General features: G+C 68.6%; 23 protein-coding genes. 14 read left to right on the top strand and 9 right to left on the bottom strand.

Annotation, left to right across the window (positions count from 1 at the left end; all coding sequences use genetic code 11):
* Positions 1-10: 10 nt before the first annotated feature.
* From Q8R60_11245 to Q8R60_11230, 4 genes are all read right to left on the bottom strand, one after another.
* Positions 11-559: a GDSL-type esterase/lipase family protein gene (locus Q8R60_11245; GenBank protein MDP3713043.1), complete on the bottom strand. Its 549-nt coding sequence runs from the start codon at positions 557-559 to the stop codon at positions 11-13.
* Between the two features lie 234 nt (positions 560-793).
* Entirely contained in the window at positions 794-1,066 is a 273-nt protein-coding gene (locus Q8R60_11240) for a hypothetical protein (protein MDP3713042.1), read from the bottom strand.
* 59 nt (positions 1,067-1,125) lie between these two features.
* Positions 1,126-2,085, bottom strand: coding sequence for a GDP-L-fucose synthase (locus Q8R60_11235; GenBank protein ID MDP3713041.1), 960 nt, complete (start codon positions 2,083-2,085; stop codon positions 1,126-1,128).
* 35 nt (positions 2,086-2,120) lie between these two features.
* Positions 2,121-3,725, bottom strand: coding sequence for a polysaccharide biosynthesis tyrosine autokinase (locus Q8R60_11230; protein MDP3713040.1), 1,605 nt, complete (start codon positions 3,723-3,725; stop codon positions 2,121-2,123).
* A gap of 746 nt (positions 3,726-4,471) precedes the next feature.
* On the opposite strand from Q8R60_11230, the gene Q8R60_11225 reads away from it, so the two are divergent.
* The 6 genes from Q8R60_11225 (at position 4,472) to Q8R60_11200 (ending at position 12,527) form a co-directional block, all read left to right on the top strand.
* Positions 4,472-5,044 carry a WcaF family extracellular polysaccharide biosynthesis acetyltransferase gene (locus Q8R60_11225; protein MDP3713039.1) on the top strand — a complete coding sequence of 191 codons (573 nt, stop codon included), beginning with the start codon at positions 4,472-4,474 and terminating at the stop codon, positions 5,042-5,044.
* Complete coding sequence (locus Q8R60_11220; GenBank protein ID MDP3713038.1) at positions 5,041-5,868, top strand: glycosyltransferase family 2 protein; 828 nt, start codon at positions 5,041-5,043, stop codon at positions 5,866-5,868. Before Q8R60_11225 ends, Q8R60_11220 begins: the two co-directional genes overlap by 4 nt.
* Positions 5,869-7,034: 1,166 nt before the next feature.
* Entirely contained in the window at positions 7,035-7,529 is a 495-nt protein-coding gene (locus tag Q8R60_11215) for an acetyltransferase (protein MDP3713037.1), read from the top strand.
* Positions 7,530-7,783: 254 nt separating this feature from the next.
* Positions 7,784-8,866 (top strand): hypothetical protein, encoded by a 1,083-nt coding sequence (locus tag Q8R60_11210; GenBank protein ID MDP3713036.1) that lies wholly within the window; start codon positions 7,784-7,786, stop codon positions 8,864-8,866.
* Between the two features lie 1,942 nt (positions 8,867-10,808).
* Positions 10,809-11,822, top strand: a complete 1,014-nt coding sequence (gene gmd, locus Q8R60_11205; GenBank protein MDP3713035.1) for a GDP-mannose 4,6-dehydratase — start codon at positions 10,809-10,811, stop codon at positions 11,820-11,822.
* 123 nt (positions 11,823-11,945) lie between these two features.
* Positions 11,946-12,527: an LPXTG cell wall anchor domain-containing protein gene (locus Q8R60_11200; GenBank protein MDP3713034.1), complete on the top strand. Its 582-nt coding sequence runs from the start codon at positions 11,946-11,948 to the stop codon at positions 12,525-12,527.
* 71 nt (positions 12,528-12,598) lie between these two features.
* Here the strand turns inward: Q8R60_11200 and Q8R60_11195 are convergent, their stop codons facing one another.
* The 3 genes from Q8R60_11195 to Q8R60_11185 form a co-directional block, all read right to left on the bottom strand.
* Entirely contained in the window at positions 12,599-14,380 is a 1,782-nt protein-coding gene (locus tag Q8R60_11195; GenBank protein MDP3713033.1) for a DUF4012 domain-containing protein, read from the bottom strand.
* A gap of 19 nt (positions 14,381-14,399) precedes the next feature.
* Complete coding sequence (locus Q8R60_11190; protein ID MDP3713032.1) at positions 14,400-14,615, bottom strand: hypothetical protein; 216 nt, start codon at positions 14,613-14,615, stop codon at positions 14,400-14,402.
* A 342-nt stretch (positions 14,616-14,957) separates the two neighbouring features.
* Entirely contained in the window at positions 14,958-16,214 is a 1,257-nt protein-coding gene (locus tag Q8R60_11185; GenBank protein MDP3713031.1) for a WcaI family glycosyltransferase, read from the bottom strand.
* Positions 16,215-16,624: 410 nt separating this feature from the next.
* On the opposite strand from Q8R60_11185, the gene Q8R60_11180 reads away from it, so the two are divergent.
* From Q8R60_11180 to Q8R60_11160, 5 genes are all read left to right on the top strand, one after another.
* Positions 16,625-16,759, top strand: a complete 135-nt coding sequence (locus Q8R60_11180) for a hypothetical protein (GenBank protein ID MDP3713030.1) — start codon at positions 16,625-16,627, stop codon at positions 16,757-16,759.
* Between the two features lie 118 nt (positions 16,760-16,877).
* Positions 16,878-18,275 carry a S8 family serine peptidase gene (locus Q8R60_11175; protein ID MDP3713029.1) on the top strand — a complete coding sequence of 466 codons (1,398 nt, stop codon included), beginning with the start codon at positions 16,878-16,880 and terminating at the stop codon, positions 18,273-18,275.
* 1,327 nt (positions 18,276-19,602) lie between these two features.
* Positions 19,603-20,574, top strand: coding sequence for an ATP-binding protein (locus Q8R60_11170; protein ID MDP3713028.1), 972 nt, complete (start codon positions 19,603-19,605; stop codon positions 20,572-20,574).
* 155 nt (positions 20,575-20,729) lie between these two features.
* On the top strand, positions 20,730-20,876 hold the full coding sequence (locus Q8R60_11165; GenBank protein ID MDP3713027.1) for a hypothetical protein: 147 nt from the start codon (positions 20,730-20,732) through the stop codon (positions 20,874-20,876).
* Complete coding sequence (locus Q8R60_11160; protein MDP3713026.1) at positions 20,873-21,214, top strand: hypothetical protein; 342 nt, start codon at positions 20,873-20,875, stop codon at positions 21,212-21,214. The genes Q8R60_11165 and Q8R60_11160 overlap by 4 nt, the downstream gene beginning before the upstream one ends.
* 24 nt (positions 21,215-21,238) lie before the next feature.
* Here Q8R60_11160 and Q8R60_11155 read toward each other — a convergent pair whose 3' ends face one another.
* The gene (locus Q8R60_11155) at positions 21,239-21,865 is read right to left on the bottom strand and encodes a response regulator transcription factor (protein ID MDP3713025.1); all 627 of its coding nucleotides are present in this window, start codon (positions 21,863-21,865) and stop codon (positions 21,239-21,241) included.
* Positions 21,866-22,254: 389 nt separating this feature from the next.
* Between Q8R60_11155 and Q8R60_11150 the strand changes: the two genes are divergently transcribed.
* Positions 22,255-22,569 carry a hypothetical protein gene (locus Q8R60_11150; GenBank protein MDP3713024.1) on the top strand — a complete coding sequence of 105 codons (315 nt, stop codon included), beginning with the start codon at positions 22,255-22,257 and terminating at the stop codon, positions 22,567-22,569.
* 73 nt (positions 22,570-22,642) lie between these two features.
* A complete protein-coding gene (locus Q8R60_11145) occupies positions 22,643-23,626 on the top strand; it encodes an EAL domain-containing protein (protein ID MDP3713023.1) in 984 nt (327 codons plus the stop codon).
* 108 nt (positions 23,627-23,734) lie between these two features.
* On the opposite strand, the gene Q8R60_11140 is transcribed toward Q8R60_11145, so the two are convergent.
* Positions 23,735-25,189, bottom strand: a complete 1,455-nt coding sequence (locus Q8R60_11140) for an ATP-binding protein (protein ID MDP3713022.1) — start codon at positions 25,187-25,189, stop codon at positions 23,735-23,737.
* 114 nt (positions 25,190-25,303) lie between these two features.
* Between Q8R60_11140 and Q8R60_11135 the strand changes: the two genes are divergently transcribed.
* On the top strand, positions 25,304-25,537 hold the full coding sequence (locus tag Q8R60_11135; GenBank protein ID MDP3713021.1) for a hypothetical protein: 234 nt from the start codon (positions 25,304-25,306) through the stop codon (positions 25,535-25,537).
* Positions 25,538-25,568 lie beyond the last annotated feature (31 nt).

Genomic DNA, 25,568 nt, shown 5'->3' with positions numbered 1-25,568 from the left:
GGGAGCGTGCTCAGCCTGATGCCAAGGTGTCCAGGTGCTCCTGGATCCGGTCGGTCAGCACCTTCGACCCGACTGCGCTCGGACGCACGAGGTCGTCGTCCAGGAAGACGCGCAGGGACGCCCGGGGGTCACTCGCGACGCCGGAGAACCAGCGCTCGTCCGTCGGGCTCACATAGGTGAGGCCGGCCGCGGCAGCCTCTGCGGCGAGGAGGTCGTCCACAGCAGCGGCCTGTCGGGAGGCCGTCCCGGGCCAGAAGGGCCCGATGACGAGCGTCGGCTGGCTCGTGAGCTCGGCGAAGGCGTCGCGGGCCGCATCGCGCAGCGCCTGGTCGCCGACGAAGTCCCGGGCGTCGTTGAGCCCGACCGCCAGGATCACCAGGTCAGGGCGGCGGGCTGCGGCAGCGGCGGCCCGGGCCGCCAGGCCGGGAGCACCGGAGGCGCCGAGGGCGACGTAGCCCGAGCCGTCCACGGCGTCGGTCGTGATCTGCCAGCCGGTCCGGTTGGCCAGCTGGAGCGGGAAACCGTGCCCCGTGACCGCGGCGACGTCGTCCCCGATCACGACGACCTCGTCGATCACCGTCTCGGCCAGGGGCGGGGGTGACGCGACGCTGGACGCCGCCAGGGTCGCACCCTGGGGCGTCGGGGGTATCCGAGTTGCCACGTGGATGCAGAGACCGACTGTGGCGATCCCTGCGAGGACCAGGGCGACATCACGCAGTCTCAGGTGCACACCGGGAGTCTGCCGGATGCAGGCCCGCAAACGTCGCAGCCACACGCGGGCCGCAGCGGTCGGCTATGTCCGCCGAAGGTGCGTCGCCGAGCTGCGACGAGGGGCCGGCGCGGTGCGAGCCGACCACGCCAGTGCTCCGGCGAGCAGTGCGGAGGGCAGCGCGAGCAGGTCGGCCAGGGTCAGTCCGTTGCCGGGAAAGGGCTCGGCGAGGATCTGCCCCTCGAAGCTCCGGTTCATCACCAGCCAGGTCAACGCCGTGACGAGCACCTGGGCCGCGACGACGAGCCGCTCTGGGCGCCGCAGCGGCACGAGCACCAGCAGGACAGCGCCAGCCATCAGCACGCCGCACATCAGCCCGAAGGCGAGGATGCCGGCGCGATCGGAGGCCAGCGTGTTCAGCGCCGCAGCGTCCCGTCAGCGACGTGCTCGAGGAACCAGGCGTACGTCGACCGCACGCCGTCCTCGAGCTCGATCGAGGCCTTCCAGCCCAGTGTCTCGAGCCGGCTGACGTCGAGCAGCTTGCGGGGGGTGCCGTCGGGCTTGGAGGTGTCCCAGGCCAGCTCACCGCTGTAGCCCACGACCCGCTGCACCAGCTCGGCCAGCTCCTTGATCGTCACGTCGACCCCGGTGCCGACGTTGATCGTCTGCGGGTCGTCGTAGTGCTCCATGAGGAACACCACCGCCTCCGCGAGGTCGTCGACGTGGAGGAACTCGCGCCGCGGCGAGCCGGTGCCCCAGAGCGTGACCGAGGGGGCGCCCGACTCCTTCGCCTCGTGCATGCGGCGGATCATCGCGGGCAGGACGTGCGACTTCTCCAGGTCGAAGTTGTCGCCGGGTCCGTAGAGGTTGGTCGGCATGGCGCTGATCCAGGGTCGCCCGTGCTGCCGCCGTATCGACTGCACCTGCATGATGCCGGCGATCTTGGCGATCGCGTAGGCGTCGTTCGTCGGCTCGAGCGCCCCTGTCAGCAGCGAGTCCTCGTGGATCGGCTGCGGCGCGAGCTTGGGGTAGATGCAGCTCGACCCCAAGAAGACAAGATCCTGTACGCCGGAGGCGTGCGCCGCGTCCATGACGTTGAGCTGGATCCGCAGGTTGTCCGACAGGAAGTCGGCCGGCGCCGTGGAGTTGGCCAGGATCCCGCCGACCTTCGCCGCGGCGAGCACGACGTGGGTGGGCCGGACCTCGCCAAAGAACGACTCGACGCAGGCCCGGTCACGCAGGTCGAGCTCCGCGCTCGTCCGTCCGATGACCTCGTGGCCACGCTCCTGCAACAGCCTCGCAACGGCGCCGCCGACAAGCCCTCGGTGGCCGGCGACGTAGATGCGGGCCTGCTCATCGAGGGGAGTCGCGGTCACGCCGACAGTCTAGGTGGGTCGTGCGGCGCGTCGGACTACTCGAAGCGACGTGGCTCGTCGGTGGAAGGCGGCGGCTCCGCCGGGGCCGGGAGCGCGAACGTCGCCGGCCACGAGAACGACGGTGCGGTGGGAGGCTCGACGATCGTGGTGCCGGAGTGCGGGAGGACGGTCTCGGTGGCGACTCGCGCTTGGGGGCTCGGCGGCACGGGAGCCGGCTCCGGCAACGGTCGGGCTGGCACAGCACGAGTCGAAGGAGTGTCCTTCGCGGTGGTCGCGGATGCGTAGCCGTAGCCGTAGTAGCCGTAGCGGTAGGCCCCAGGACCGCTGGTCGGCACCATGTTGAGGACCACGCCGTAGAGGTGCGCATCCACGGCCTGCAGGATCTCGACGGCCCGCCTCGCCTGCTCCTTGGTCGTCTTGCCTGCGCGGATGACGAGGATGCAGCCGCTGGTGAGGGTCGCGACGACGGCGGCGTCGGTGACCGGCAGCAGCGGCGGCGCGTCGATCAGCACCAGGTCGGACTGCGCCTCGAGGCGTGTGACCAGGTCCCGCATGTGAGCGGATCCCAGCAGCTCGCTCGGGTTGGGCGGCGTCGGGCCGCTGGCGAGGACCCTGAGGCTGCCGGTGGCCCCCCACGGCTGCAGCACGTCATCGAGCTCGGCGCGGCCCACGAGCACGTCAGTCAGCCCCACTGCCCCCTCCATGCCGAGGTAGGAGGCCAGCCGCGGCCGACGCAAGTCAGCCTCGACGAGGATGACGCGCAGCCCCGCCTGCGCCAGCGCGATGGCCAGGTTGCAGGCGGTCGTGGACTTGCCTTCCTGCGGTAGCGAGCTCGTGACGACGATCGACGTGGCGGGCCGGTCCACGTCGACGAACTGCAGGTTGGTCCGCAGCTGCCGGAACGCCTCGGCGCGGGTCGACTGCGGGTCCACGTGCACGATGAGTGGCCGCTTGGACGCCTCTGGGTCGAAGCCGATGAGGCCCAAGGTCGGCAGGTGGAGGGTGTCCTGCACCTCCTCGACTCCCTTGAGGCTCGTGTCCATCGCCTCACGGAGCACAGCGCCGCCTACGCCCACGGCCAGACCGACCAGCAGTCCCAGAGCCACGTTGAGCTTCGGGCGGGGGGAGACGGGTGCCTCGGGAAGGTCGGCCCGCCGGACGACGCTGACCTTCACGGGCGAGGTCGTGGATCCCGTCGGGGTCTCGAGCGTGGTGGCGACGCGGGTGAACTGCTCCGCCACCGCGTTGGCGATGCGCTGCGCGTCGCGGGGGACCTCGTCGGTGACGTTGATGTTGATCAGCACGGTGTCCAGCGGTGCACTGGCCGCGATCTGCTTGGCCAGGCTGCGCGGCGTCGTGGTGAGGCCGAGCTCACGGATGACAGCCTCGGTGACCATCGGACTATCGACGATGTCCGCGTAGGACTTCACCCGTTGCTGAGCGAACTGCCCGCCCTGATTGAGACCCGACACGGTGTCCGAGGCCCCGGAGGTCGTGCTCACGAACACCTGAGCCTTTGCCTGATACATCGGCGTCGCCCCGAAGGTCGCCACTGCGCTGGCGAACAGGGTCAACAGCGCGCAGAGCACAACCAGTCGCCAGCGCACGCGCAGGACGCGCAGGTAGTCGCGGATACTCAACTGGTTCCTTACTGCCGCGTGGGTCTCTGGTCGAACCACTCTATGGTCGACCAGTCGGCTGCCACGCCTGTTGAAGCGACCACTCTCATCATGCCCGAGCGGGACGTGAGGGGCCGACCGCGCCTCACGACTGCGACGCCGTTCGCGGCGCGACGCGACGCGGTGGATGCTTCGCAGGTGTCCAACAGTCCGTGGCGCTTAAGTCGGGTGACCCAGTTGATGAGCGCCCGCAGACCAGCGCCGCCGAGTTCTGGCAGGGCGAGACGGTCGTAGGGCCAGCGAGCCTGGGCCACTGCCTCGAACAGTTTGAAGCCGCGATCTATGACACCGCAGTTCTTGTGGAGAGTGCGGTCGTTCCTTGACCGGTCGTTCGCCGCATCGGCCTAACGGTTGTGACCTGGTCTTCTGAACGGAGATGACGAACTTGATTGCCGTGGCGCCGCAGCCCCGCCCGGTGGGTGCGGCAGCTTTGGCCTTATCGGCCTGCAGCGCATCGGGTCGGCTCCGGGCGCGCCCTGGTCCGGGCCGCGGAACGTTCGGCGCCGCCAGCAACAGAGGAAGCTCGGAGAGCGCGGACGCTTAGTGTTGGTCACCACGCCTGTGGCACGCTGAAGGCAAGCACGTCGTTCGAAGCGAGAGGCGCTCGGTGGCGATGTCAACTCCTGTTAAAGGGCACATTCCGCCGAGCGCCGCTTGCGTCGACGGGACTCTGAACAAAATGGCGCGAGTTTACCTGAAGGGACGCGATGACGGCTAAAGGCGGAGTGGTGCGAGAGCAGCGTCTCGAGGATTTTACGGGAGCGGGTTACGACAAGGGGCGCCCGGTTGCACTGCAGGCCCTTTGGTTCGCTTGCTCCAATTTGATTGTGCAGAAATGGTGGTGCCCGGCGCGGCTCCGAGTCCTCCTGTTAAGGGCCTTCGGGGCGAAGATCGGTACGGGGGTGTTTATTCGACACAGGGTGAAAGTGCTTTGGCCATGGAAGCTGGAGGTTGGGGACCACTCCTGGCTCGGCGAAGGTGTATGGATCTTGAATCTTGAACCAGTAACGCTGGGTAGGCGGGTTTGTGTTTCGCAGGAGGCCTTCCTCTGCGCAGGCTCGCACAATTGGACATCTGCCACCTTCGAGTACCGCAATGCGCCCATTACCCTTGGTGACGCCTCTTGGGTCGCCGCTCGCTCGACAGTTCTGCCGGGGGTAAGGATAGGGCCCGGGGCTGTCGTGACAGCCGGATGCACAGTGGGCAGGGACGTACCAACCAACGCCGTAGTCACCCGCCAAATGGAGAATTCAGTGCATGGACGGAAGGGGGAGAGATGAGCAAGATCCGCGCTGCCGTGTTGATCTTGACCAAGAATGAGGAGCCCGTGATCGCGCGGACCTTACAAAGCGTCGCAGACTTCGATCAGATCGTCGTGGTCGACAGCGGTAGCAAGGATCGCACCGAGGATATTGCTCGCGGGCACGGAGCTGAGGTCGTCCGCTTTGAATGGAATGGGCGATACCCGAAAAAGAAGGAGTGGGCGCTGCTTCATGCTCCCTTGCGCCACGGATGGGTGCTGTATCTCGACGCAGACGAAGTCGTGACAAAGGAGCTCTCCGAGGAAATCCGGCATCGTTTAGAGACAGCGGATTCGTTGGGCATCGCGGCGTTTGACGTAACCATAGACTACCATTTTATGGGGCGAAAACTGCGTCACGGGCACAAAGTAAGCAAGCGGGTACTAGTACGCCGTGATAAAACGCAGTGGCCTCAGGTAGATGACCTCGGCGCGGTCAACATGTGGGAGGTAGAAGGGCATTACCAACCTGTCGTAGAGGGTCGGGTCGACGCCTTAAAGGCGACGATGGCGCACGAGGATCTGGACAGCTTGTATGACTACTTCGGGAGGCACAATAGGTACAGCGATTGGGAGGCGCATCTGTTAGCTCGGCCCGGGGCAGCGGAGGAAGTTCTGCGGCATCGGTCGGTTCGGGCGCAACGCTACGCGCGCATTCCGTTCCGGCCGTTTGCCTTTTTTGTGTACGCCTATTTGCTGCGCGGGGGCTGTTTCGACGGCTCGGCCGGCTTCCACTACGCAGTCGCTCAATCCTTCTATCTATGGCAAGTTGGCGTGAAGGCAAAGGAGTTCCGTCGTGGGTAATAGGCGTGACGAGTTCGTGATCTACACCGCCGTCCTGCCTGCGTATCGGCACGCTTGCATACAGGAGTTGCGTAATCGGCTTGGCCCCAAACTCGTGCTTTTCTGTAGCAGGGAACACATAGATCCAACAGTTCGGACCGGCATTCCGGATCATTGGTACGTGGAGGTGCGGAATCGACGACTGTTCCATGGGCAAGCTTTTCTGCAGTTGGGCGGTTGGAGGACAGCGTTAGCCGCACGGGCCACCATCGTGGACCTTAATCCTCGCAGCCTTACGGCTTGGGTGCTCTTAATTGGACGCCGTGTATTGAGGCGACGTTCCTTAGTATGGGGTCACCTTGAACCGCAGGCGGGTGCCGGCTCAGGAACTGCATGGCTGCGACGCATGATGCGTCAACTTTCGCAAGGAACCGTCCTCTACGGGTATGACAGCGTTCTTCCCGCTAAGGAGGCTCTCCCGAGTCAGCCAGTTTGGGTCGCGGCTAACGCCATTTATCCAGCCGCTACCATGCGGCACGAAAAGGGCACCCTGCAGCGCCGTGACTTCCTCTATGTAGGACGTTTTGAGCCCAAAAAGAAGGTCTCGTTAGCGATTGAGGCTTTTGCGCGATCCAAGCTCGTCGAGCAAGGGTTTAATCTCATCCTTATCGGAGGAGGTTCAGATGAGCCAGCCCTTCGCGCGCAGGCAGAAACGCTCGGTTTAACAAGTAACGTGCATTTTCCTGGCTGGGTTTATGACGCTGACCGATTGCGTGCTCATTACGCTCGGACCATTTGCAGTCTTTCACCCGGCTACGCAGGCCTCGGCTTGACGCAGAGCATAGGCTTCGGCGTCCCGGTTCTCGTGGCTTTGAATGAAAGACATTCGCCGGAGATCGAACTCGTGCGGACCGGCGCTATAACGTTCTTCCCTAGCGACGACGCATCTGCCCTCTCGGAGGCGCTGTGCGCTCAGACTAGCCAGCCCACGACCGACAGGCAGCGAATAAGATGGTCGGATGCCATCGCGACCGCTTACTCGGCAGAAGTTATGTCAGAAGGTCTCGGAAAAGCTCTCTCGGGGCAGCCGCAGCAACTCGGAAGGGACGGTTGGCCCAGTGACTAGCCCGTCGGTAGGGACCCGAAGTGGCGCGCCGCGGGTCAGCCAACGACTTCTCCGAAAGGTCATGCGTTTCCTTGCTATCAATGAAAATGTTTCCGTCGGAGAAAACCTGAGGGTGGGACGCGGCGTCGTCCTTAGTTCCCCTCACGGCCTGCGAATCGGCCGGGGGGTGGCAATCGGGCCGCGGACGACAATTCAGGTGGACGGTTCGATTGGAAACTTCACCGTTATTGGAATGAATGTGCAGATCGCCGGTAGACACGATCACGCCATCGACGAAATCGGTACGCCGATCCTCGAGTCCGTATGGGTCGGCGATCGTCCGGCGCGGCCGGAGGACGCGGTCAGCATCGGCGTCGATGTTTGGATTGGTGGTCATGCCACCGTTCTGAGCGGCGTCACGATCGGGGATGGCGCGATAATTGGCGCCGCAGCGGTGGTGACGAACAACATTCCACCGTTCGCCATAGCGGTAGGATGTCCTGCCCGAGTCGTCGCGTACAGATTCGGAAGCGATGCGCAACGTGCGGAGCATCTCGCGCTCCTTAGCCGCCGTTGATTTAGGTCGGCCGTGTTGGAGCCTAGTGGAACCTGCTACCCGGAGGTAGGAGGAAGGTACTTCCAGATGCTGACTGAGATGGCAGCTGGTGAGAGTCTGTTCTGCACTGCACCGCTTCCACGCGGTTGGATCGATGGAGAACTGGAATGAGGAGGCTCCGCCGAGGCGTACGTCTTCTTTTGAGCCCGCTCTTGCTGGACCAAGTGGCTTCAAGCGGATCAAATGCGCTATTAGTTTTATTAGCGGCTCGGAGGATGGACACTGGCGATTTTGCTGTGTTCGCGACCGTCCAACTAACTATTATCACGCTCATTGGTGTCGGGCGGCTGTCGGTATACGGACCGGCGCTCAGTTCCCAACGTCACCATGGAAGATCGCGAATACCGGTCCGGTGGGTATTGCCGGTGTCGATTGCGCTCACGGCTGCGAGCGCCCCGCTCGTTGCTTGGGTCCTCACCGAGACCACGTCCCTTAGGGCATGGGAAGTGGCTTTTGTTTCTTTAGCGCCCGTCGTCGTTTATGGTCAAGATGGCTTACGATACGTTCGCATGTCCGAATCGCAAATCGGTGCTGTTTTGTTTAGCGATCTCGCTTGGCTCTGCATAACACTGCCTTTAGTGGCTGTGTTTGGTTCAAGTCTTATCAGCGCCTCCCTAGCATGGATTGCAGGGGCAGCCTTTGGATTTGTCATTCTAATTTTCAGGAGCGCTAGCGACTTGCCTGCTACCCGATTCGTCTCCTCGTGGACGCTCGGCAAGTGGGGTCTTCTAGATTCAAGCCTGGCTGCTTTCGTGGTGGCAGGACCAACATTCGTCACCAGTTTTTACGACCAGTCGCTAGTGGCGGCTTATCGTGTGACCCAATCGGCTGTATCACCTATGAACCTGATAAACGGTGTGCTGGTCATGTCCTTCGGGCTCGGCGCCTGGCAACTAGGCCTCCCCGATGCCCGCGAAAAGCTCGCCCTGGCGGTGAAGCGTGCTACATCTGCACTCGTCGCGCTAGCGGCGATGTTGGCGAGCCTCGGAGTCGGTAGTGCGCTGCTCTTTGCGCAGATGTCCCTAGGCGACTCTTGGCAACCATGGTTGATCGTCGCGGTCGCGACAATGGCCGGCGGCTGGATGTCTGCGCGGCAGGCGGCGTCCCAAGCGCTAGGCATGCAGCGAGTAGGCGCAATAACCCGGCTTGTGAGTGCCGCCTACGCATGTGCGATCATTTTGGCTGCCTCCTCCACGACGGTGGTCGGCGACCCGATTGGCATCACCCTTGCCGGGGCGACGGCGATAAGCCTCGTAGGCAGCCAAATCGCCTATCGTCGCGGGCTCGCCCAGATATAAAGCCTGCGACGGCGGCGGGTGTAGGTTACGACCTGGCGTATTCAAGACGGCGGGCACCGCGTTGTTGACTTCGAGCAGGCAACGGCACTGCGGAGGCAACGAGGCGCATGCGGCGTCTTGCGCTGGCTGCATGGGGCGCGCTGTTGCTCGCACGAGTGGTGGCTTTGGGTTCCCCGCTTACTGTCCGTAGGCTTGTAACTGCACTTCCATGACGACGCCCGCACGTAGCCGCTTCGTCAAACGTTGCTCAACCCATCCGTTCTGAGGACGGTCTGTGCAGACTTCACGACTCGCCGATGTATCAAGCAGCCGAACCGTGTCCCCGGAGCACGTTCGGGAGGAGATGCTGCGGCTGGCTGCGTTCGGGTCAGGACTGGCTGTCGCACTAGCTTTGGCCTTGCCGGGTCGCCTAGCCGTCCTGGTATGTCTGAACGCCTACGCCATCGCGGCCACGTATGCGCGAGGCGGACGCTCTCTCCTCACTCCATCACTCCTTTTCTCTTTGACCCTGACGCTGTTCGGCTTCTCTGGCTTTGCCGCCACGGAATACTTGGCCAGAACGCACCACATGCCCAGTTACCTTGCCGCGTTCGGAGGATTGGAACGCAATGGCGCGCTGGGTGCCTTTCAACTGGCATCGCTGGCCTCGCTCGTCGGCGCAGCTATCACTCGTGGACGAGGGGTCCGGCAGGTTTCCGTAGGAGACCTCCGATCCGTCGTTGAAGCTTTGCGTCGCTCGACTGGGGCGCTGGCGTTCGGTGTGGTCACTCTGGCCTTCAACGTGAGCCTTCGGCCGTTCGATCAGTTGCTGGCACGCGATGACTACTTGATACCAACCCCCTTTGGCGGTGTTCTTACATATCTGATGATTCCAGCGGCGGCTCTTCTTGGACTTGCGCTGCGTTCGTCCAGGTGGCCCGGTCGTCTGGCCTCGCTAGGCTTGTTCTTCGGTCTTGAATTATTTTCATTCGCCCTGTCAAGTCGTATGATGTCGCTTGTAGCGCTTATGTACTTCGTTGGGCTGGCGTTGGGGTCCCGACGGGCGAGGCCATTCCTCTTGCTAGCGGGAGTGGGCACGGCGCTGATTCTCGTACCCATACCGCTTCATATGCGAGGCTTGGCCGTGCAGGGCTTATTGCCAAACATAGAAGCGTTGCCGAGCGTGACCTTTTTTGCGTACGACATCTACCTGACGACCTTGGCCAACTTTCTATCCGGCTTTAATGTGGTAGCGCTCACAATTTATAGCGCCGGTCACATTGACTGGTCTGCTTTCTGGTTCTCGGTCGGGCCCTTGCCTGGGTCGCTTCTAGCATCCCCCGCGGGCGCGTCGCTGCGACTTTCTTCATCTGTTCCCTACGCTGGTCTCGGCGAAGTGGCCAATCACGGAGCGTGGTTCACGGCCGTTTTTTTCCTGTTCGCCGGTGGCATATTTGGACTAGCTGAATCCGCCACTGCACGGCTTTTAAAGGCCGGGCGGTACGTATATATATCGGTGGCCCCCACGGGCGTGGCTTTCTTAGCGGCGATATTGTTTGCCCAGTACAATCTCCGTACTGCCTGCAGAATGCTGTACGTGACTGTTCTGTTATACGTAATTATGAGCGCTATCGCGCGGCGGTCACCCCGTACAACGGCACGGTTGGTAGGGCCCCCGCCAAGTTTGGTTAGTACACCGCGCCACTCTCGGGCGCGGCTATTTCCTTAAGGAACGCGTCGGAGCGTGCTGAGGGCTCGTGAGGAGGTTCGGTCGCGGTTCGTCACTGGCGAGAGCCTCAGGTAGCAGCGGCCAGACGCCAGCTGGGACTGGAGAAGGACCGTTCCGGCGCCGCGCCGTTCGTGGTCTGAGGCCCCGACTTGCGGGCGGGAAGAGGGGGCTGCGGTTGCCTGGAGCATCCACCTGGCCAGCTGTCTTCGGGTCGCAACGCGCTAGATTTGAAGGATGAAGAAGCGAGCGCTCATCACCGGCATTACAGGGCAAGACGGGAGCTACCTGACTGATTTGCTGCTGCGTAAAGGCTACGAGGTCCACGGGCTGATCCGACGTGCGTCGACCTTCAACACCGATCGCATCGATGAGTACTACCAGGACCCGCACGACCCGGAGCGCAAGCTGGTCCTGCACCACGGCGACCTGTCGGACGGCACCGGCCTCGTCAACCTGCTTGCAATGATCAAGCCGGACGAGGTGTACCACCTCGGAGCGCAGAGCCACGTCAAGGTGAGCTTCGAGATGCCGGAGTACACCGGCGACATCACGGGCCTCGGGACGATGCGCCTGCTGGAAGCCCTGCGCGCCGCCCACGTGAACACGCGCTTCTACCAGGCCTCGAGCAGCGAGCTCTACGGCTCGACGCCGCCGCCGCAAAATGAGGAGACGCCGTTCCACCCGCGCTCGCCGTACTCCGTCGCCAAGCTCTACGGCTACTGGGCGACCGTGAACTACCGCGAGGCGTATGGGATGTACGCCTGCAACGGGATCCTGTTCAACCACGAGTCCGAGCGGCGCGGCGAGACCTTCGTGACGCGCAAGATCACGCGCGCGGTTGCGCGGATCGCCGCGGGTCTGCAGGACAAGGTGTGGCTCGGCAACCTCGACTCCGTGCGGGACTGGGGCTATGCGCCTGAGTATGTCGAGGGCATGTGGCGCATGCTGCAGGCCGATGAGGCGACCGACTACGTGCTCGCGACCGGACACGCCATGACGGTGCGCGACTTCTGCCAAGCCGCCTTCGCGCGCGTCAACCTCGACTGGGAGAAGCACGTCGCCTACGACGCCCGTTACGAGCGGCCATCCGAGGTCGACGCCCTCATCGGCGACGCCAGCAAGGCTGAGCGCGTGCTCGGCTGGAAGGCGCAGACCTTCGGTGCCGACCTGGTGAACCGGATGGTGGACGGCGACGTCAAGAAGCTCGAGGACGAGCTCGCCGGCCGCAACGTGCGCATCGACCGCTAGCAGCGGCCTCTCACCTCAGCGTGACATGTTTGTGATTCAGCTCACGCGCCGCCACGGTCACTCACGGTGTGCGACACTCTCTCAAACCTCTCTCCGCACACTTTCTCGACCGAAGGAGTTCCTATGTCCGTCTCCCGTGTGGGATCTGCGGCTGCAGCCGTGACCCTGGGCGGCTTGGCGGTCTTCGGACTCCAGGCGCCCGCCTTCGCGACGCACAACTGCCCCAACCCGGCTGGGCACTACCCGCCTGGCCAGTGCCCGCCCAAGACCTCCGTCGAAGACCCCACTCCCGTACCCGGCCAGAAGTACAAGGTGCACGGCGAGGGCTTCAAGCCCGGTTCGCAGGTCGAGGTCTACGCGGAGTCGACGCCGATCCTCCTCGGGACGTTCACCGCTGACAGCATCGGTGTCATCGACGCGGAGGTCACCATCCCGCTCGGCCTGAGCGTGGGTGCGCACAGCATCGTCCTGACCGGTGTGTCGCCCACTGGCGCACCGCTCAGGATCAGCACGCCGATCACGGTCACCGCAGCCAACGTGGCCATCGCGCGCGGTGGCACGGGTGCGCCTGGTGGCGGGCTCGGCCTGCCGGCGACCGGCAACGAGATCGCGCTGGTGAGCGTCACCGGTCTGGCGCTCGTCGGCGTCGGCGCCGGCGCTGTCATCGCGGGTCGTCGCCGTCGGATGACCGACTCACCTGCCTAGCTCTCACATCTTGAGGTGAAGGCCTCCGCACCGCCACATCGGCGGAGCGGAGGCCTTCGTCGTGAACCGCTTCAGCAGGTCGGCCCAGACGTCGTCGCCTCGAGGCTTCTGGCCAGGGGCTGCTCGGGCAGTCGTGGCGGGCCCCCGACCACGGGCTCGTCCAGGTGGAGCGTGAGGGTGCGCGTCGTGCCGCGCGGTAGGTCGAGGTCGAGGTACCAGAGCGGCAGGCCGGACTCCGTCGCAGGTGTGAGGAAGGGTCCGCCCGGCCCGGTCGGCAGGAGTGACACCGGTTCGCCGTCCAGGGTGGCTGTGTCGAGCAGGGCGCCCTGGGTGCCGTAGACCGACAGGACGACCGACGCGTCGTAGCTCTGCCTCTCCACGTGGCCGTCGTAGTCGATGGTCAGGTACGGCGGGAGTCCGGTTGCCGGTGCGCTGTTGCGCAGCCGCACCTCGATGGTGCTGGCCCGCCGCTCTCCGTCGCAGGACCCGACCGTGTAGCGCACGTGCCGGTCCAGGAAGTAGTCGAGCTTGCCGGCCGAGGAGTTGTAGACCACCGGGTAGGCGACGGGCGCGGGTCCCCGTGGAAGCCCCCCATCGATCCCGGCCTCTCTCAGCTCGGGGCCCAGCGCCGGATCCTCGCTCGCCATCCGGAGGTGGCCGCTGCTCACCGCCTTGGCCAGCCCGCGCACGAGGTTGGCGGAGCTCCCGCCCCCCCGGGTGAGCCGTGACGTGACGGCCTGCGACACCGCCGCCAGCTTGTCCTTTCGCGCGCGGCGCTCCGCGAGGGTGACGAACTCGCGGTACTGGCCGACTGCGAGGTACTCGGGCAGCTGTTCGGGACGGATCGTGCGGTTGCCGAGGTCGACGAGGCCGCTTCCGCTGAGGATGTCGGAGAGTGCGATCGCGTCGAGCGCGACCACGCCGTCGATGGTCTGACCCGTCTGCGACGTCCACCGGGCCGCGACCACCTTGGCCACCATCGGCAGGTCCGGGCTCAGGTTGATGTTCTGCCAGAACGGGACGATGCCGTCGGCGGTGTAGAGGTCGCGGTAGTCCTGCGGTACCTCGGCGGGCACTCTCACCGGTCCGTTGCGCAGGTCGGCGGTCGAGCCCTGCGCCGACACGGTGACGCGGCCGCTGCGCGCTTCCAACACCGCGAACCCCCCCAGGAGCCCACCGGTGCCACGGCTCTCGGACGTCTGCTGGACGAGCACGAAGTAGCGCCGGGGCCGGTCCGCGCCGAGCAGCACCGGTGCGAGACGCACCGCCCGTGAGGCGTTGTCGAGACCCTCGGCGAGCTCGTCGAGCTGACCCAGCATGTCGTCCCGCCCGCGGTCGACGACGCCGAGCACCCTGGCGCGCGGCAGACCCGCGGTCTGACGCGCCAGCGCCGTGGCTCTGACGGAGAGCTGGGTCACGCGAGGGGACGCCGCACGGAGCCGGATCACGTCCACGCTCCCGTCGGGTCGCCGGAGCAGCGAGGGATCGAGGGCACGCGCCGTGACCAGTGCGTCAGGGAGGATGTCCGCGGCCACGACCTCGGCCGCGCTCGCGACCTCCTGGCCGACCCTGACAGACCTCCCGACGAGGGGAAGCCTGGCAGCCGCCCGGAAGACCGGGTCGTGCATGAGCGCTACCGCGCGTCGCGTGCGCGTCGCAGCTCGCTCGATGGCCACGTCTGCCGCCTCGTTGCGGTGCGCCATCAGAGCGGCGCGCGCGGTGGCCAGATCGGCGCGGGCACCCAGGAGCTCGTCACGCGCCATCACGCCCCGCGCGGCCAGCCAGCTGCCGACTCCGAGGAGCAGAGTCGCGAGGACCGCGACCAGGACGAGCGCGCGCCGTCGCCTTGTCACTCGACTGTCAGCTGCATGGCTATCGCACGAGCAAGGCGACGACGGCCACGACGACCAGCGCGAACCCCGCCAGCAGGCCCGCTGTGCCGAGGTACTCGAGGCGAGACCACTCCGGGCGCAACCGGCTCAGCGACTCGTAGCAGTGGGCGCAGACCTGACCCAGCTCCGCCCTGGGGAAAAGGCGCTCTTGGCGACGCCCGCACTGGGCACAGGTGGGGAGGGACTCGCTGGTCACGGCCTCAGCATGCCAGGTATGAGTCAGTTGCGGGCCTCAGCAGCAGAGCCCGCGTAGTGCCAGTCGCGCCCGGGTGCGACGAACGCTGCCCGGTCTTCGGCTCCCCGCGGCGTCCGGTCGGTGCCGCGCACCGGATAGCTGACGCCGCAGGCAGCGCAGCTGACAGATCGCCACACCGGGGTCGGGCGTCGGCGGTCGAGGAACTCGCGTGGCGAGCGGGCGTCGCGGAACTCGGTCAGGCGGAGATCCGCGGTGGCCCCGCACGAGGCACAGCGACCCTGCGACGTACCGAGCTCTCGTACTCGCAGCCTGCCCACGTTCTTGGATCGACCGGTCCAGGACCTACTTGAGGCCGCGTCCGGCGGGCTGGTCCACGCCGGCGCCCGACAAGCTCACGAGCCGAGCCAACCGCCGGAGACTGGACTGCTCGCCGAGGTGCTCCTCGCTGTAGGCGGCCGCGGCTGCAGCCAGTTGGCACAGCAGCTCCTCGTCGGCCATGAGGTCCTGGATCCCACGCAACAGCGTCAAGGCGTCCTCAGGGGCGACGACGACGCCGCCGCCCGAGCGACGGATCTCGTCGGCGGTCGTCCCGAGGCCGGGCACAGCGGCGAGCACCGGTCGTCCGGCACGGAAGTAGGAGGTGAGCTTGCTGGGCAGGCTCATGTCGAGGGTGGCGGCGCGTTCGTTGATCAGCAGGACGTCGGCCGCCGCCAGCACGTCCGTGAACTCCGTGTCGTCAGCGGGCGGCAGGAAGTCGAGGTTCGGGAGCATGCCCCCGATGTCCTCCAGCGCGAGTCGTTGGTTGCCGTCGCCCATCAGCACGAAGCGCAGCTCTGGGGCGGCGTCCATCGCGAGCCGCGCGGCCGCCACGACGTTCTCCAGGCCTTGCTTGAGGCCCATGTTGCCGCTGTGCAGCGCGATCACTTGGTCGTCGGCCCAGCCGAGTCGCGCGCGCGTCACCCGTCGGTCGGCTCCGGGCCGCTCCACATGGGACCAGTTGGGGACGACGTGGATGCGCTCGGGGGCCACCCCGATGCTCTCGACGTAGGGCCGGAAGGTGGCGTTGAGCACACCGACAGCGGCGGCGCGGCGCAGCGCCCAGCCCTCGATGAGCGTCGTGACCCGACTGATGCTGGCTCCACCCGCGATGCCGCTCTGGGCGGTCGCCGGCCCCATCAGGTCCTGGACCCACACAACGAGGCGCGCGCCGTGCCGCCGCGCCAGCAGTGCGGCGGCAGCCGTGCCGAACAGGGAGGGCACCACCGCGAGCACGACATCGGGCCGGAACGGGAGGCGCTGGGTGTAGGCGTGGGAGCCGAAGCTCACCTCGTAGACGATCCTGCGGAGAGCCGACTGCTTCGCCGGCACATGGTGGCGCAGGCGACGCACGGGGACGCCGTTGCGGACCTCGTCGGTGCGCAAGCGGCCGGAGTACTCACCGGGCATCGACCAGTGGGGGTAGTGCGGCACCCCGGCGAGCACGAACACTTCGGCTCCCTGCGCGACGAAGTGCTCACACGCCTGCGTCGTGTAGGGAGCGATCCCGGAGTGCTCCGGCGCGTAGTTGATCCCGACGACGAGGATGCGAAGGCCGCGCAAGCCCTGCTCTACCACCTGTCGTGTACTCCAGTGTAATGATCGCGGCCGCGGCAGCGGCCTGGTTCCCCCCCCGACGGGAGCGAATGTAGCGTGCCCACGCAGACACCAGTGGGCGAATCTGCCCGTGCCCGCGGCCCGCAGGTCAGCGTCGACCAGCAGCGAGTCGGCGTCGCAGAGATCGCCGCAGACGAGGCGACGACGCCGCGCACCTGCTGTGCCAGCCCTCGGACACCAAGCCTCGGTCGCTGCCCAGTGCCGTCAACATCGGCAAGCAGTTACTCGTGCCATTACGGGCGGTTGTCCGCAACGCCCGGGTGTGTCGTCGCCCGGTCGGGTGAAAGCGGGCCGCGGGCCGTGCCTCGCGCGGCGCCGCTGCGTTGGTCGAGTCACCCGACGACCCAGGAGCAACCATGACGCACGACGCCGCACTCGCCCAGCTCGCCGGAGAGCTCGCCGCCCCTCGCCGGGGCCGGCCGGAGGACCTGATGGCCGCGCTCGCGCTGCTGCTCGAGGACGAGGGCGACGCACACCCCAGGGCCGTCTGAGCCGGCTGACTGCTCCGGTCGCAGCAGTGGCGCGGTGGTCGGCTGCACCTGCTGCGGGAGGCCTCGGTGCTGGGAGTGTTGCCGGGCCTGCCATACCCCTCGAAGTTGGAGCATTCCCGTGCGATTCGTACCGCTGACCGGCGCCGCCGGTCTCCTCGCAGTGGCCCTGTCGGCCACGCCGTCGGTCGCGCAGCCGGAGCGCCCGCAGGCCGGAGCCGCGGGCAGTGCCCGCTTCGTGCTGTCCGTCGCGCCGGGCTTCGACACCGGCGCGCTGCCGGCAGGGGTCACGGTCGCCCGGGAGCTGACGGCTGTGGGTGCGGTCGTGGTCGACGCCGCTCCGGCGGACCTGCTGTCCTTGCGGTCGGTGCCGGGGGTGCGCGGGGTCGCGCCCGACCGGATGCTCTCCGTCGCCGGCAACGGGGGCAAGGGCGAGGGCGTCCTCGCGCCGACCGCCGTCGGAGGCACCGCGGGGCAGGGCGACGCGGGCAGCGGGGTGACGGTCGCCGTCATCGACACCGGAGTCGCCGACACCGCGCTGCTGACCCGCGAGAGCGGCCGGCTCGTGGACGGCGCCGACACCTCCGGTGAGGGCGACGGGCCGCGCGACGGGCACGGGCACGGCACGTTCATGGCCAACCTGGTGGCCGGCGGCAAGTGGAAGGGCATGCAGGTCGGCGTCGCGCCGGCGGCCCGCGTCGTCGACGTCAAGGTCGCGACCGCTGACGGCTCGACCAGCCTCTCGCGCGTGCTCGACGGCTTCGACTGGGTGGTGCAGAACCGCGCCCGCCTCGACATCGACGTCGTCTCCCTCAGCCTGTCCGCCGCGCGCCCCGAGGAGGGCTACGGGCGCGACCCCCTGACCGATGGGGCGGAGCGCCTGCGCGACGCGGGGATCGTCGTGGCGGTCGCCACCGGAAACGACCCCTCGCAGGTCGGCGACCCCGGCCAGGACCCGCTCCTCATGGCGGTGGGCGCGGCCGACACCACGCAGACGGCGGCGTCGACCGCGTCGTTCAGCGGCTCCGCCGTCGTCGCGGGGCTGCAGCGCCCCGACCTCGTCGCGCCCGGCGTCTCGGTCCTGTCGGTCCTCCCGCCGTCGTCGCGGATCGCGCAGAGCAACCCGGAGGCGCAGACCGATTCCGGACTGTGGAGCGGCAGTGGCACCAGCCAGGCGACCGCGGTCGCCGCGGGTGCCGTCGCGGTCTTCCTCTCCGGCAGGGAGGGGCTCAGCCCCGACGACGTGCGCGTCAGCTTCGCCCACGCCGCCAGCCCGCTGTCCGGCACCGCGGACGGCGCGGGCCTGCTGCGCATCCCGACCGAGGTCCGGCGCGCGGCGGACCAGCCCGCGTGGGACGGCAGCGGCACGGCCGGCGAGCCGGCACCCACCGCCACCTCCTGGTCGGCGACCTCGTGGTCGGCGTCGTCCTGGTCGGCGACCTCGTGGTCCGCCACCTCCTGGTCGGCGACGTCCTGGTCCGCCACGTCCTGGTCCGCGACCTCCTGGTCGCTGCGCTGATGCCCCTGCGGACCGAGGCGCAGCGCGTCAGGGGGGTCGCGGCGCTCACCGTCGCGACCGGCCTCGCTGCTGTCGCCCTGGTCCTGTCCATCGAGGGCGCCCACGGCTCGATCGTCGGCCTGCTGCTCTTCGGGGCCGCCTGCGCGGTGACCGAGCTGCGGCCGGTGCACGTCAGCCGTGGCGGTGAGCGCCAGTCCTTCACCCTCACCGAGGGCCCGCTCGTCGTGGCGCTCGCCCTCGAACCCGGACGGTGGATCGTCCTCGTGCTCGTCTCGGCTGTCGTGCTCGCCCAGGTGCGCAGGCAGCTCCCGGCGTACAAGCTCGCCTTCAACGCCGCGCAGTTCGGCGTGGCGACCGCCCTCGCCTGCGTCATCGCAGAGAGGGTGCCGGGCGACGCCGGGACCATCCTCGGCCTCGTGGTCTTCGTCCTCGTCAACGACGGGCTGGTCCGCCTCGTCCTCGGGGTCGCCACCGGGCAGGGCAACCTCCGCCCCCTGGCCGGCGCCAGCTGGCCGTGGCTGCTCCACGTCGTCGCGATCAGCTCGACGGCCCTGCTCGCGAGTCACACCTTCGAGCTCGACCCCGCGATGCTCCCGGCCTTCGCCGCCCCCGCGGTGCTCATCCTGTGGTCGCAGGAGCAGTCGACGCGACGCCGGGTGCGCTCGTCGGTGAGCCTCGCGCTCGCGGGGCACGCCAAGGAGCTGTACGCCGGACGCGGCGACCACAGCGCCGCCCTCGTCGCCCGCACCGTGCGGGAGCTGCTTGCCGCCTCGAGGACCGAGCTGCTCGCCCTGGACGGCATGCGCCTCAACCGCACGCGCGACGTCGACGGCACCGTGACCCACACGAGCGTGTCCCACGAGGTCCTCCGGGCCGGCTGGCCGGCCTGCGTGCTCGCCCTGCCGGACGGGGCCCTGCGCGGCCACTGGATCGGCATCGCGGTCGGCGGGACCGACCCGAGTGCGCTGATCGGCGTGTGGCGCGACCCCTCGCAAGAGCCGTTCCGGCAGAGCGACCTGGTGCTGCTGTCGACCCTCGCCGCCGAGACCTCGGGCTGGCTGAAGGCCCGCGAGGAGGGCGCCGGCGACCCGCCCCTGGTCGACCTGCGCGACCGCGGTGGCGACGCTGCCGGTGCGCTCGAGGCGGTCCGGCTGGTGCGCCAGCGCCTCGAGACCGACGCGACCGTCGTGTCGCTGCGGCACCGCACGTCGCTCGCCGACGACCTGCTCGCGGCGGAGGAGAAGCTGAGCTCCTTCCTCGCCGACCTCGTGTCGCCCGCCGAGCAGGAGCCGGACGACGTCGTCGTCATCGGTCGCTGGCAGTCGGCATGACCGCCCTGACGCTGCGCCAGCTCCTCGGTCGGGTCCCGCTCGCCCTGCTGGTCGCCGGGCCGGCCTGTGCCGCTCTGCTGGGGGTCGTGCTGCTGCCGCACCACGCCGTGCTGGTCGCGAGCGCCGCGGCGCTGGTCTCGCTCGCCGGCGGCGCCACGGTCGCGAGGGAGGTCAGGGCCGTCGGCCGGCGCACGCCCGCCGTCTCGCGAGAGCTGCTCGCCCTGCACTCCCGCGTCATCCGCGACACGGGCCACGCCGAGGTCATCAAGCGGGTGGTGGGGGCCTCGCGGGAGAGCGTCTCGAGCGCCACCCAGAACACCGGCCGGATCCTCGCCGAGCTGGTCCGTGCGGAGGAGGCGACCCGGGCCGCGCTGGCCGGGGAGCTGCACGACACGGTGGCGCAGACCCTCGCGCAGGCCTTGCTCCAGCTGGACAGGGAGCTGCCCGCGGGTGGCCTCGGGGGCATCGAGACGGTCCGCGAGGCCGAGGACCAGCTCCGGGCGGTGCTCGCCCGGATCCGACCGCCGGAGCTCGCGGGCGGCGACCTCGCGGCGGCGATCGCCGACCTGTGTGCCGAGCTGCGTGCCCGCTACGCCGTGCACGTCGACGTGACGTGGCCCGACGTGTCGGTGCCGATGTCGGGCACGCTCGCGACGACGACGTACCGCTTCGTGCAGGAGACGCTCCTCAACGCCGTCCAGCACGCCGACGGCGTCGGGGTGCGGCTCGACGTGCACCTCGCGGGCGCGGAGCTGGAGGTCGTCGTCTCCGACCGCGGCCCCGGGTTCCGCCTCGACGAGGTCGACAGCAGCCTCGGGCGCCACGTCGGCCTGCGGATCGCGCGGGAGCGGGCCCGCCTCGCTGGTGGCCGCGTCGAGATCGCGTCGCGGCCCGGGCAGGGCACGACGGTCCGGCTCCGGGTGCCGCTGGCGCACGGTGGCGCCCACGCGCGCCTGCAGTCCGCCTGAGCGCTGCGCCGTACGGAGCAGCGGGCCGGACGCGGCCGGCCCCAACCGGTAGGGGTCATCCCACCCGCTCAGGTCCGACTGCTCGGGTCTGTGATGGCCCCCCTCCTGCGGCGATAGTCAAGGGAGAGAACGACGCAGACCGGGAGGAACCGTCCGTGAACGAGCGAGCGATGCGACTGCTGGCGGCCGGTGTCCCGTTGACCCTGCTGATCGACCTCGCCTGGCGGCTGCCCAGCGCCGACGAGCTGCTCGCCGAGGGCAAGGGCGCGCTGGGCGACGGGCCGAGCCAGGACGCGTCATGAGCGACTTGCTCCAGGCGATGGCTGCAGCCGTCCGCGACCTCGACACCGACCACGTTCGGGTCGCCGCGGTGCTGGCCGGCGACCTGGTCGCGCAGCCCCCGCTCGACCCGGCGCTCGCCGCGCTGTGCGCCGACCTGGTGTCGCGCCGCTACCGCGAGCCCGGGCTCACCGGGCTCGGGCTGCTGGCCGAGGCGGCGGTGGAGCACGGCGCGGCCGTGGTCGCGCACCTCGACTGGTTGGACGCCCGCCGCACCTCCGCGCGACCCGCCACCCTCGGCGAGGCGATCCCGCTGCAACTCGACCGCGTCGCCGTCGACCTGCTCACCGGCCGGGGCTGACCGCCCTCGGCGAGGCTGCCCGGCTCAGCGCAGGACCTCGGCGCGCATCGCGGCGGTCACCATCTGGGTGCGGTCGCCGACCCCGAGCTTGCGGCCGATCCTGGCCAGGTGGCTCTTGACCGAGAGCGGCGCGATGGCGAGCCGCTCGGCGATCTCGGGGTTGGACAGGCCCTCGGCGACGAGCTCCAGCACGGAGATCTCGCGCCGGGTGAGCGGGGTGCCGTCGCCCTTCGGCGCCTCCTGCACGCCCTGGACGAGCAGGGCGGCGACCGTCGGGTCGGCGTAGACGCGGCCGGCGAGCACCTCGCGGACCGCGTGGGTCACCGTGTCGTGCGCTGCGGACTTCAGCAGGTAGCCGCTCGCCCCGGCGGCGTAGGCCGAGCGCACGCTGTAGCCGTCGTCGGCGCTGGTGAAGCACAGGACCCGAGCCCCGGTCGCGCGCAGCGTGGGGATGATCTCGAGCGCCGACCCGTCGGGCAGCCGGAGGTCGAGCACGACGAGACCGACCGGAGGGCCCGCCGCGATCTCGCGCGCCGCGGCGAGGGTGTCGGCGTCGAGGACGGGCTCCAGCCCCGCCTGCTGGAGGCAGTCGACCATCGCGGCGCGCATGTAGGTGTGGTCGTCGACGACGAGGCCGCGTGTGCTGGCCATGGTGGTGACCTTGCTCTCGAGCTGGGTGACTGTCGTGGCGACATAATAGTGGCACGGACTCGGGGTGAGGTTCTACGCCATGTGCCGCCCCGATTGCCACGGTCTGATGTCAAAGGTGTTGCCGTCACTGGTCAACTGCCAGGGCCAAACGGACTAGCGCCGACGTGTCCGGTCGACCTGCCAGACCACCCCTAGGTGGCGAAATCAGGTCCGGCTGAGTGGCTGACGCAATGACCGTCGAACTGGGGGATGCTCGACATGTCCCATTATGTGGAGGTGGTCGTGAACGTCCTCGATCTGCTGGAGCACGGCGTACCGCTGACGCTGCTGCTCGACCTGGTGGACCCGCGCCTGTCCTCCGAGCTCACCCTGCTCGAGGAGCGCACAGCATGAGCGGCGACCTGCTGCGGTCCCTGGCCGCACTGGTCCGGGGCCTCGACGCGGACCACGCCTGCCTCGCGGCAGCGCTGTGCGGTCGACCGTCCGGGCTGCCGCTCGACCCGGCGCTCGCTGCGCTCCACCGCGAGATCGTCGTCCTGCGGGCCCTCGACCCCGACCTGTCGGCCCTGCACCTGCTCGGTGCGGCGGGTGAGCCCTTCGGCGACGCGGTCCAGCAGCACCTGACCTGGCTCGACGCCCGCGCCTGCGGCGAGGACGCGGTCACCTGGAGGCGCGTCGTCCCCGCCCTGCCCCTTGCCTGCTGACGCCTCGGCGACGGCGATCCCGTCGACGAGGAGGCCGCTGGTGCCTGTCGGCGGCTCCCCGGATGGGTCGCCGGTGAGCGTCCTGCTCAGCGGCGTGGACGCCGCCACGGTGACGGCGGTCCGGCACGCTGTGGCCGCCCTGCCGGGCGGCGGGAGCCGGGTGGTCGAGGAGGCGCTGCTGCTCAGCGTCCCCGACCTCGACGTGCTGCTGGAGCGCCTGTCGCTGCTGGTGAACCACGAGCGCGCCACGCACGTCCGCGCCGTCGTCCTGCCCCCGGGGCCGATCGGTACGTCGGCCGTCGTCAGGGCGATGTCGGCCGGGTCGCTGGCCGACCTGCTCGACGAGCAGGGCGGTGCGCTGGCTGCCGTGATGGAGCGGGGCAGGTGGTCCGCGGCGTACCAGCCCGTCGTCAGCCTCGTCGACGGTGCGGTCCACGGCCACGAGGCGCTGCTGCGGGTCCGGCTGGACGGCCGGCTGCTCGACACCGGCGCCCTGTTCGGCGGCGCCGGGTCCGTGGCGCTGCACGACGAGCTGGACGCGCGCGCCGTCGTGGCCGCGATCTCGGGGGCCGCGGACGGGCTCGGCGAGGGGCGGCTGTTCGTCAACACCAGCGCCTCCAATGCCGACGCGCTGCGACGCCTGCTCACCCTGCTGGAGCGCACCGCGCTCTACGCCGGGGTGCCGCTGTCGCGCGTGGTGCTGGAGGTCACCGAGCGGCGTCCCCTCTCCGACGAGCAGCGCTTCGCGGAGGTCCTCGCGGAGGCGCGGAGCCGTGGCCTGCAGGTCGCCCTGGACGACCTGGGCGAGGGCTACAGCTCGCTGCAGTGGTTCGCCAGCCTGACCCCGGACTACATCAAGATCGACGGCGGGCTGGTGCGCCGGCTCCCGTCGGTCGGGGCGACGGCGGTCATCAGGGGCCTGGTGGAGGTCGCCCATCGGGCAGGTGCGCTCGTGGTCGCGGAGCACGTGGAGTCCGACCGGCAGCGCGACGCCCTGCGCGCGCTCGGCGTGGACCTCGGGCAGGGCCATGCCCTGGGTCGCCCCGGCGAGCTCTGACCCCTGCAGCTCCCTGCTCGACGCCATCGAGCAGGCGCTGGAGAGCGTGGGCGTCCGGTGATCCGGCCCCGCGCTGTGCTCGTGTCCGCGCCAGATCCTGCGCTCCTCTCAGGGCGGCCCTGGGCGCCAGGCGTCGAGGAGCTCGTCGGGACCGAGGTGCAGGTCCGACTCGACACCGCGCGCCAGGCCGGCAGGACACACGGTCACCAGTCGGGCGTCAGCCGAGCCAGGGACCGTAGTGCGAGCCCAGCTGAGGTCGCGCAGCTCGGTTGCTGTGACGGCCTTGCGAGCCCGCCACTTCACGGAACCAAGGTAGGAGACGGCGCCTCGGCGGTCGCCGAGGACGAGGTCGACCTCGGGGTTGTTCTCGCGGTTCCACCAGCCACCCACGGACTCGACGCCCGAGAGGTCGGGGTGACGACCGCCGAGCCTGAGGAGGGCCTCGCGCACGATCGGCTCGACGGCGGTGCCGCGCCACGTCGTCCAGTCGCGGGTGAAGGCCGCGATGGCGAGGTCCGTACGGCCGCGGGCGATCGAGGCCAGGTGGGCTTCGACGAAGCGCATCCAGAAAGACAGGTACGGGTCAGTCACGCGGTAGCGCGTGAGCTTGGATCGCGTGGGTGCACCGAAGGGGAGATCGACCGCGACGGCAGCCTTCTCCCGCAGGTGCTCGACCCCGCGGGCGATCGCCGTGCGCGGCGCAGGCCCCGTGTCGGACGAGAGCAGGGCCACCGCGTTGCTGAAGCTCGCCCGTCCGACCGGTTGTGACCCGATCGCGCGAAGGACGCTGCGGGCCTGCAGGTGCGGGGCGAACTCGGCGTCGAGCGAGCGCTGCCCGAGCAGAGCGAGGGCGCTGCTGTCGTCGCTGAGACCCTCTCGGACGAAGCGGTCGAGGCTGCCGGCCTCCCGGAGCTCCTGGACCAGACGTGGGTAGCCGCCCGTGACGAGGTGGGCGTCGAAGGCGTCGAGGGCGCTGCAGCCCGGCCCGAGTGCGGCCTGGCACTCGACCGGGTCGAAGGCCCGGACCTGGAGCTCGCGCGCGCGGCCGTAGAGCGGACGGTCGTGAGCGGTCAGCCGCTCCATGACCGCGAGGTCGGAGCCCACGAGCACCAGGAGGACAGGCGTGGCCTCGAGCGAGCGGTCCCAGGCGTTCTGCAGGCGTCCTTCGAGGGTCGGGTCGGTCTCGGCCGCCCACGGAAGCTCGTCGAGCACGACGACAACTGGGCCGTCGGCGAGGCGGGCCGCGAGCGCGAGCTTGCCGAACGCGTCCGACCAGTCGACGGGCGGGCTCGCGAAGAGCTCGGCTGCGCCCGCGATCGGGTGACGGGACGCCAAGACGTCAGTGTGGAGCGCTGCCATCTGCTGCTGCGTCGAGGCGTTCTTGATCGCGGTGAAGTACGCGTGCGGGACGTCCTCCCTCGACAGGAACTCCGTCAGCAGGCGGGACTTCCCCACCTGGCGCCGTCCACGGACGCTCACCAGCGTGCCTGTGCCGCGCTCAGCGACGGTCGCGAGCAGCTCGCGAAGACGCTCTAGGTCCGGAGCCCGCCCGACGAATCGCATAGCTGCCCTCGCTCCCTGCCACCTAAAGTCCGCTAGCAGTAACTTACACCCAAGCATCTTTAGGTGTCTTTGGGGAAGCCCGTCACAGGGCCATGTCGCCGTAGCATCAGCCTCATGTCGACCACGCTCGCCTTCACCGTCGTGCTCACGCCGGTGGAAGGCGGATGGACGCAGGCTCAGCTGCGCGAGCTGCCCGGTGTGGTGACGTGCGCGCCGACTGAGGCGGCGGCCCGAGTTGCCGTCGTCGACGCCCTGCGGGAGTACCTGTCGTCGTTCGCAGAGCCCGGGAGCGAGGCCCCGACGGCCGCGAAGACAGGGCTCATCAGGGTGACCATCGACGCGGCCTGAGTTCCGGGCTGTCTCGACGTGAGCGGCGCGT

This window comes from Mycobacteriales bacterium (genome assembly GCA_030697205.1).
Taxonomy (GTDB): domain Bacteria; phylum Actinomycetota; class Actinomycetes; order Mycobacteriales; family SCTD01; genus JAUYQP01.
The sequence above is the reverse complement of the archived record's forward strand: the minus strand, read 5'-3'. Positions and strand labels throughout refer to the sequence as shown.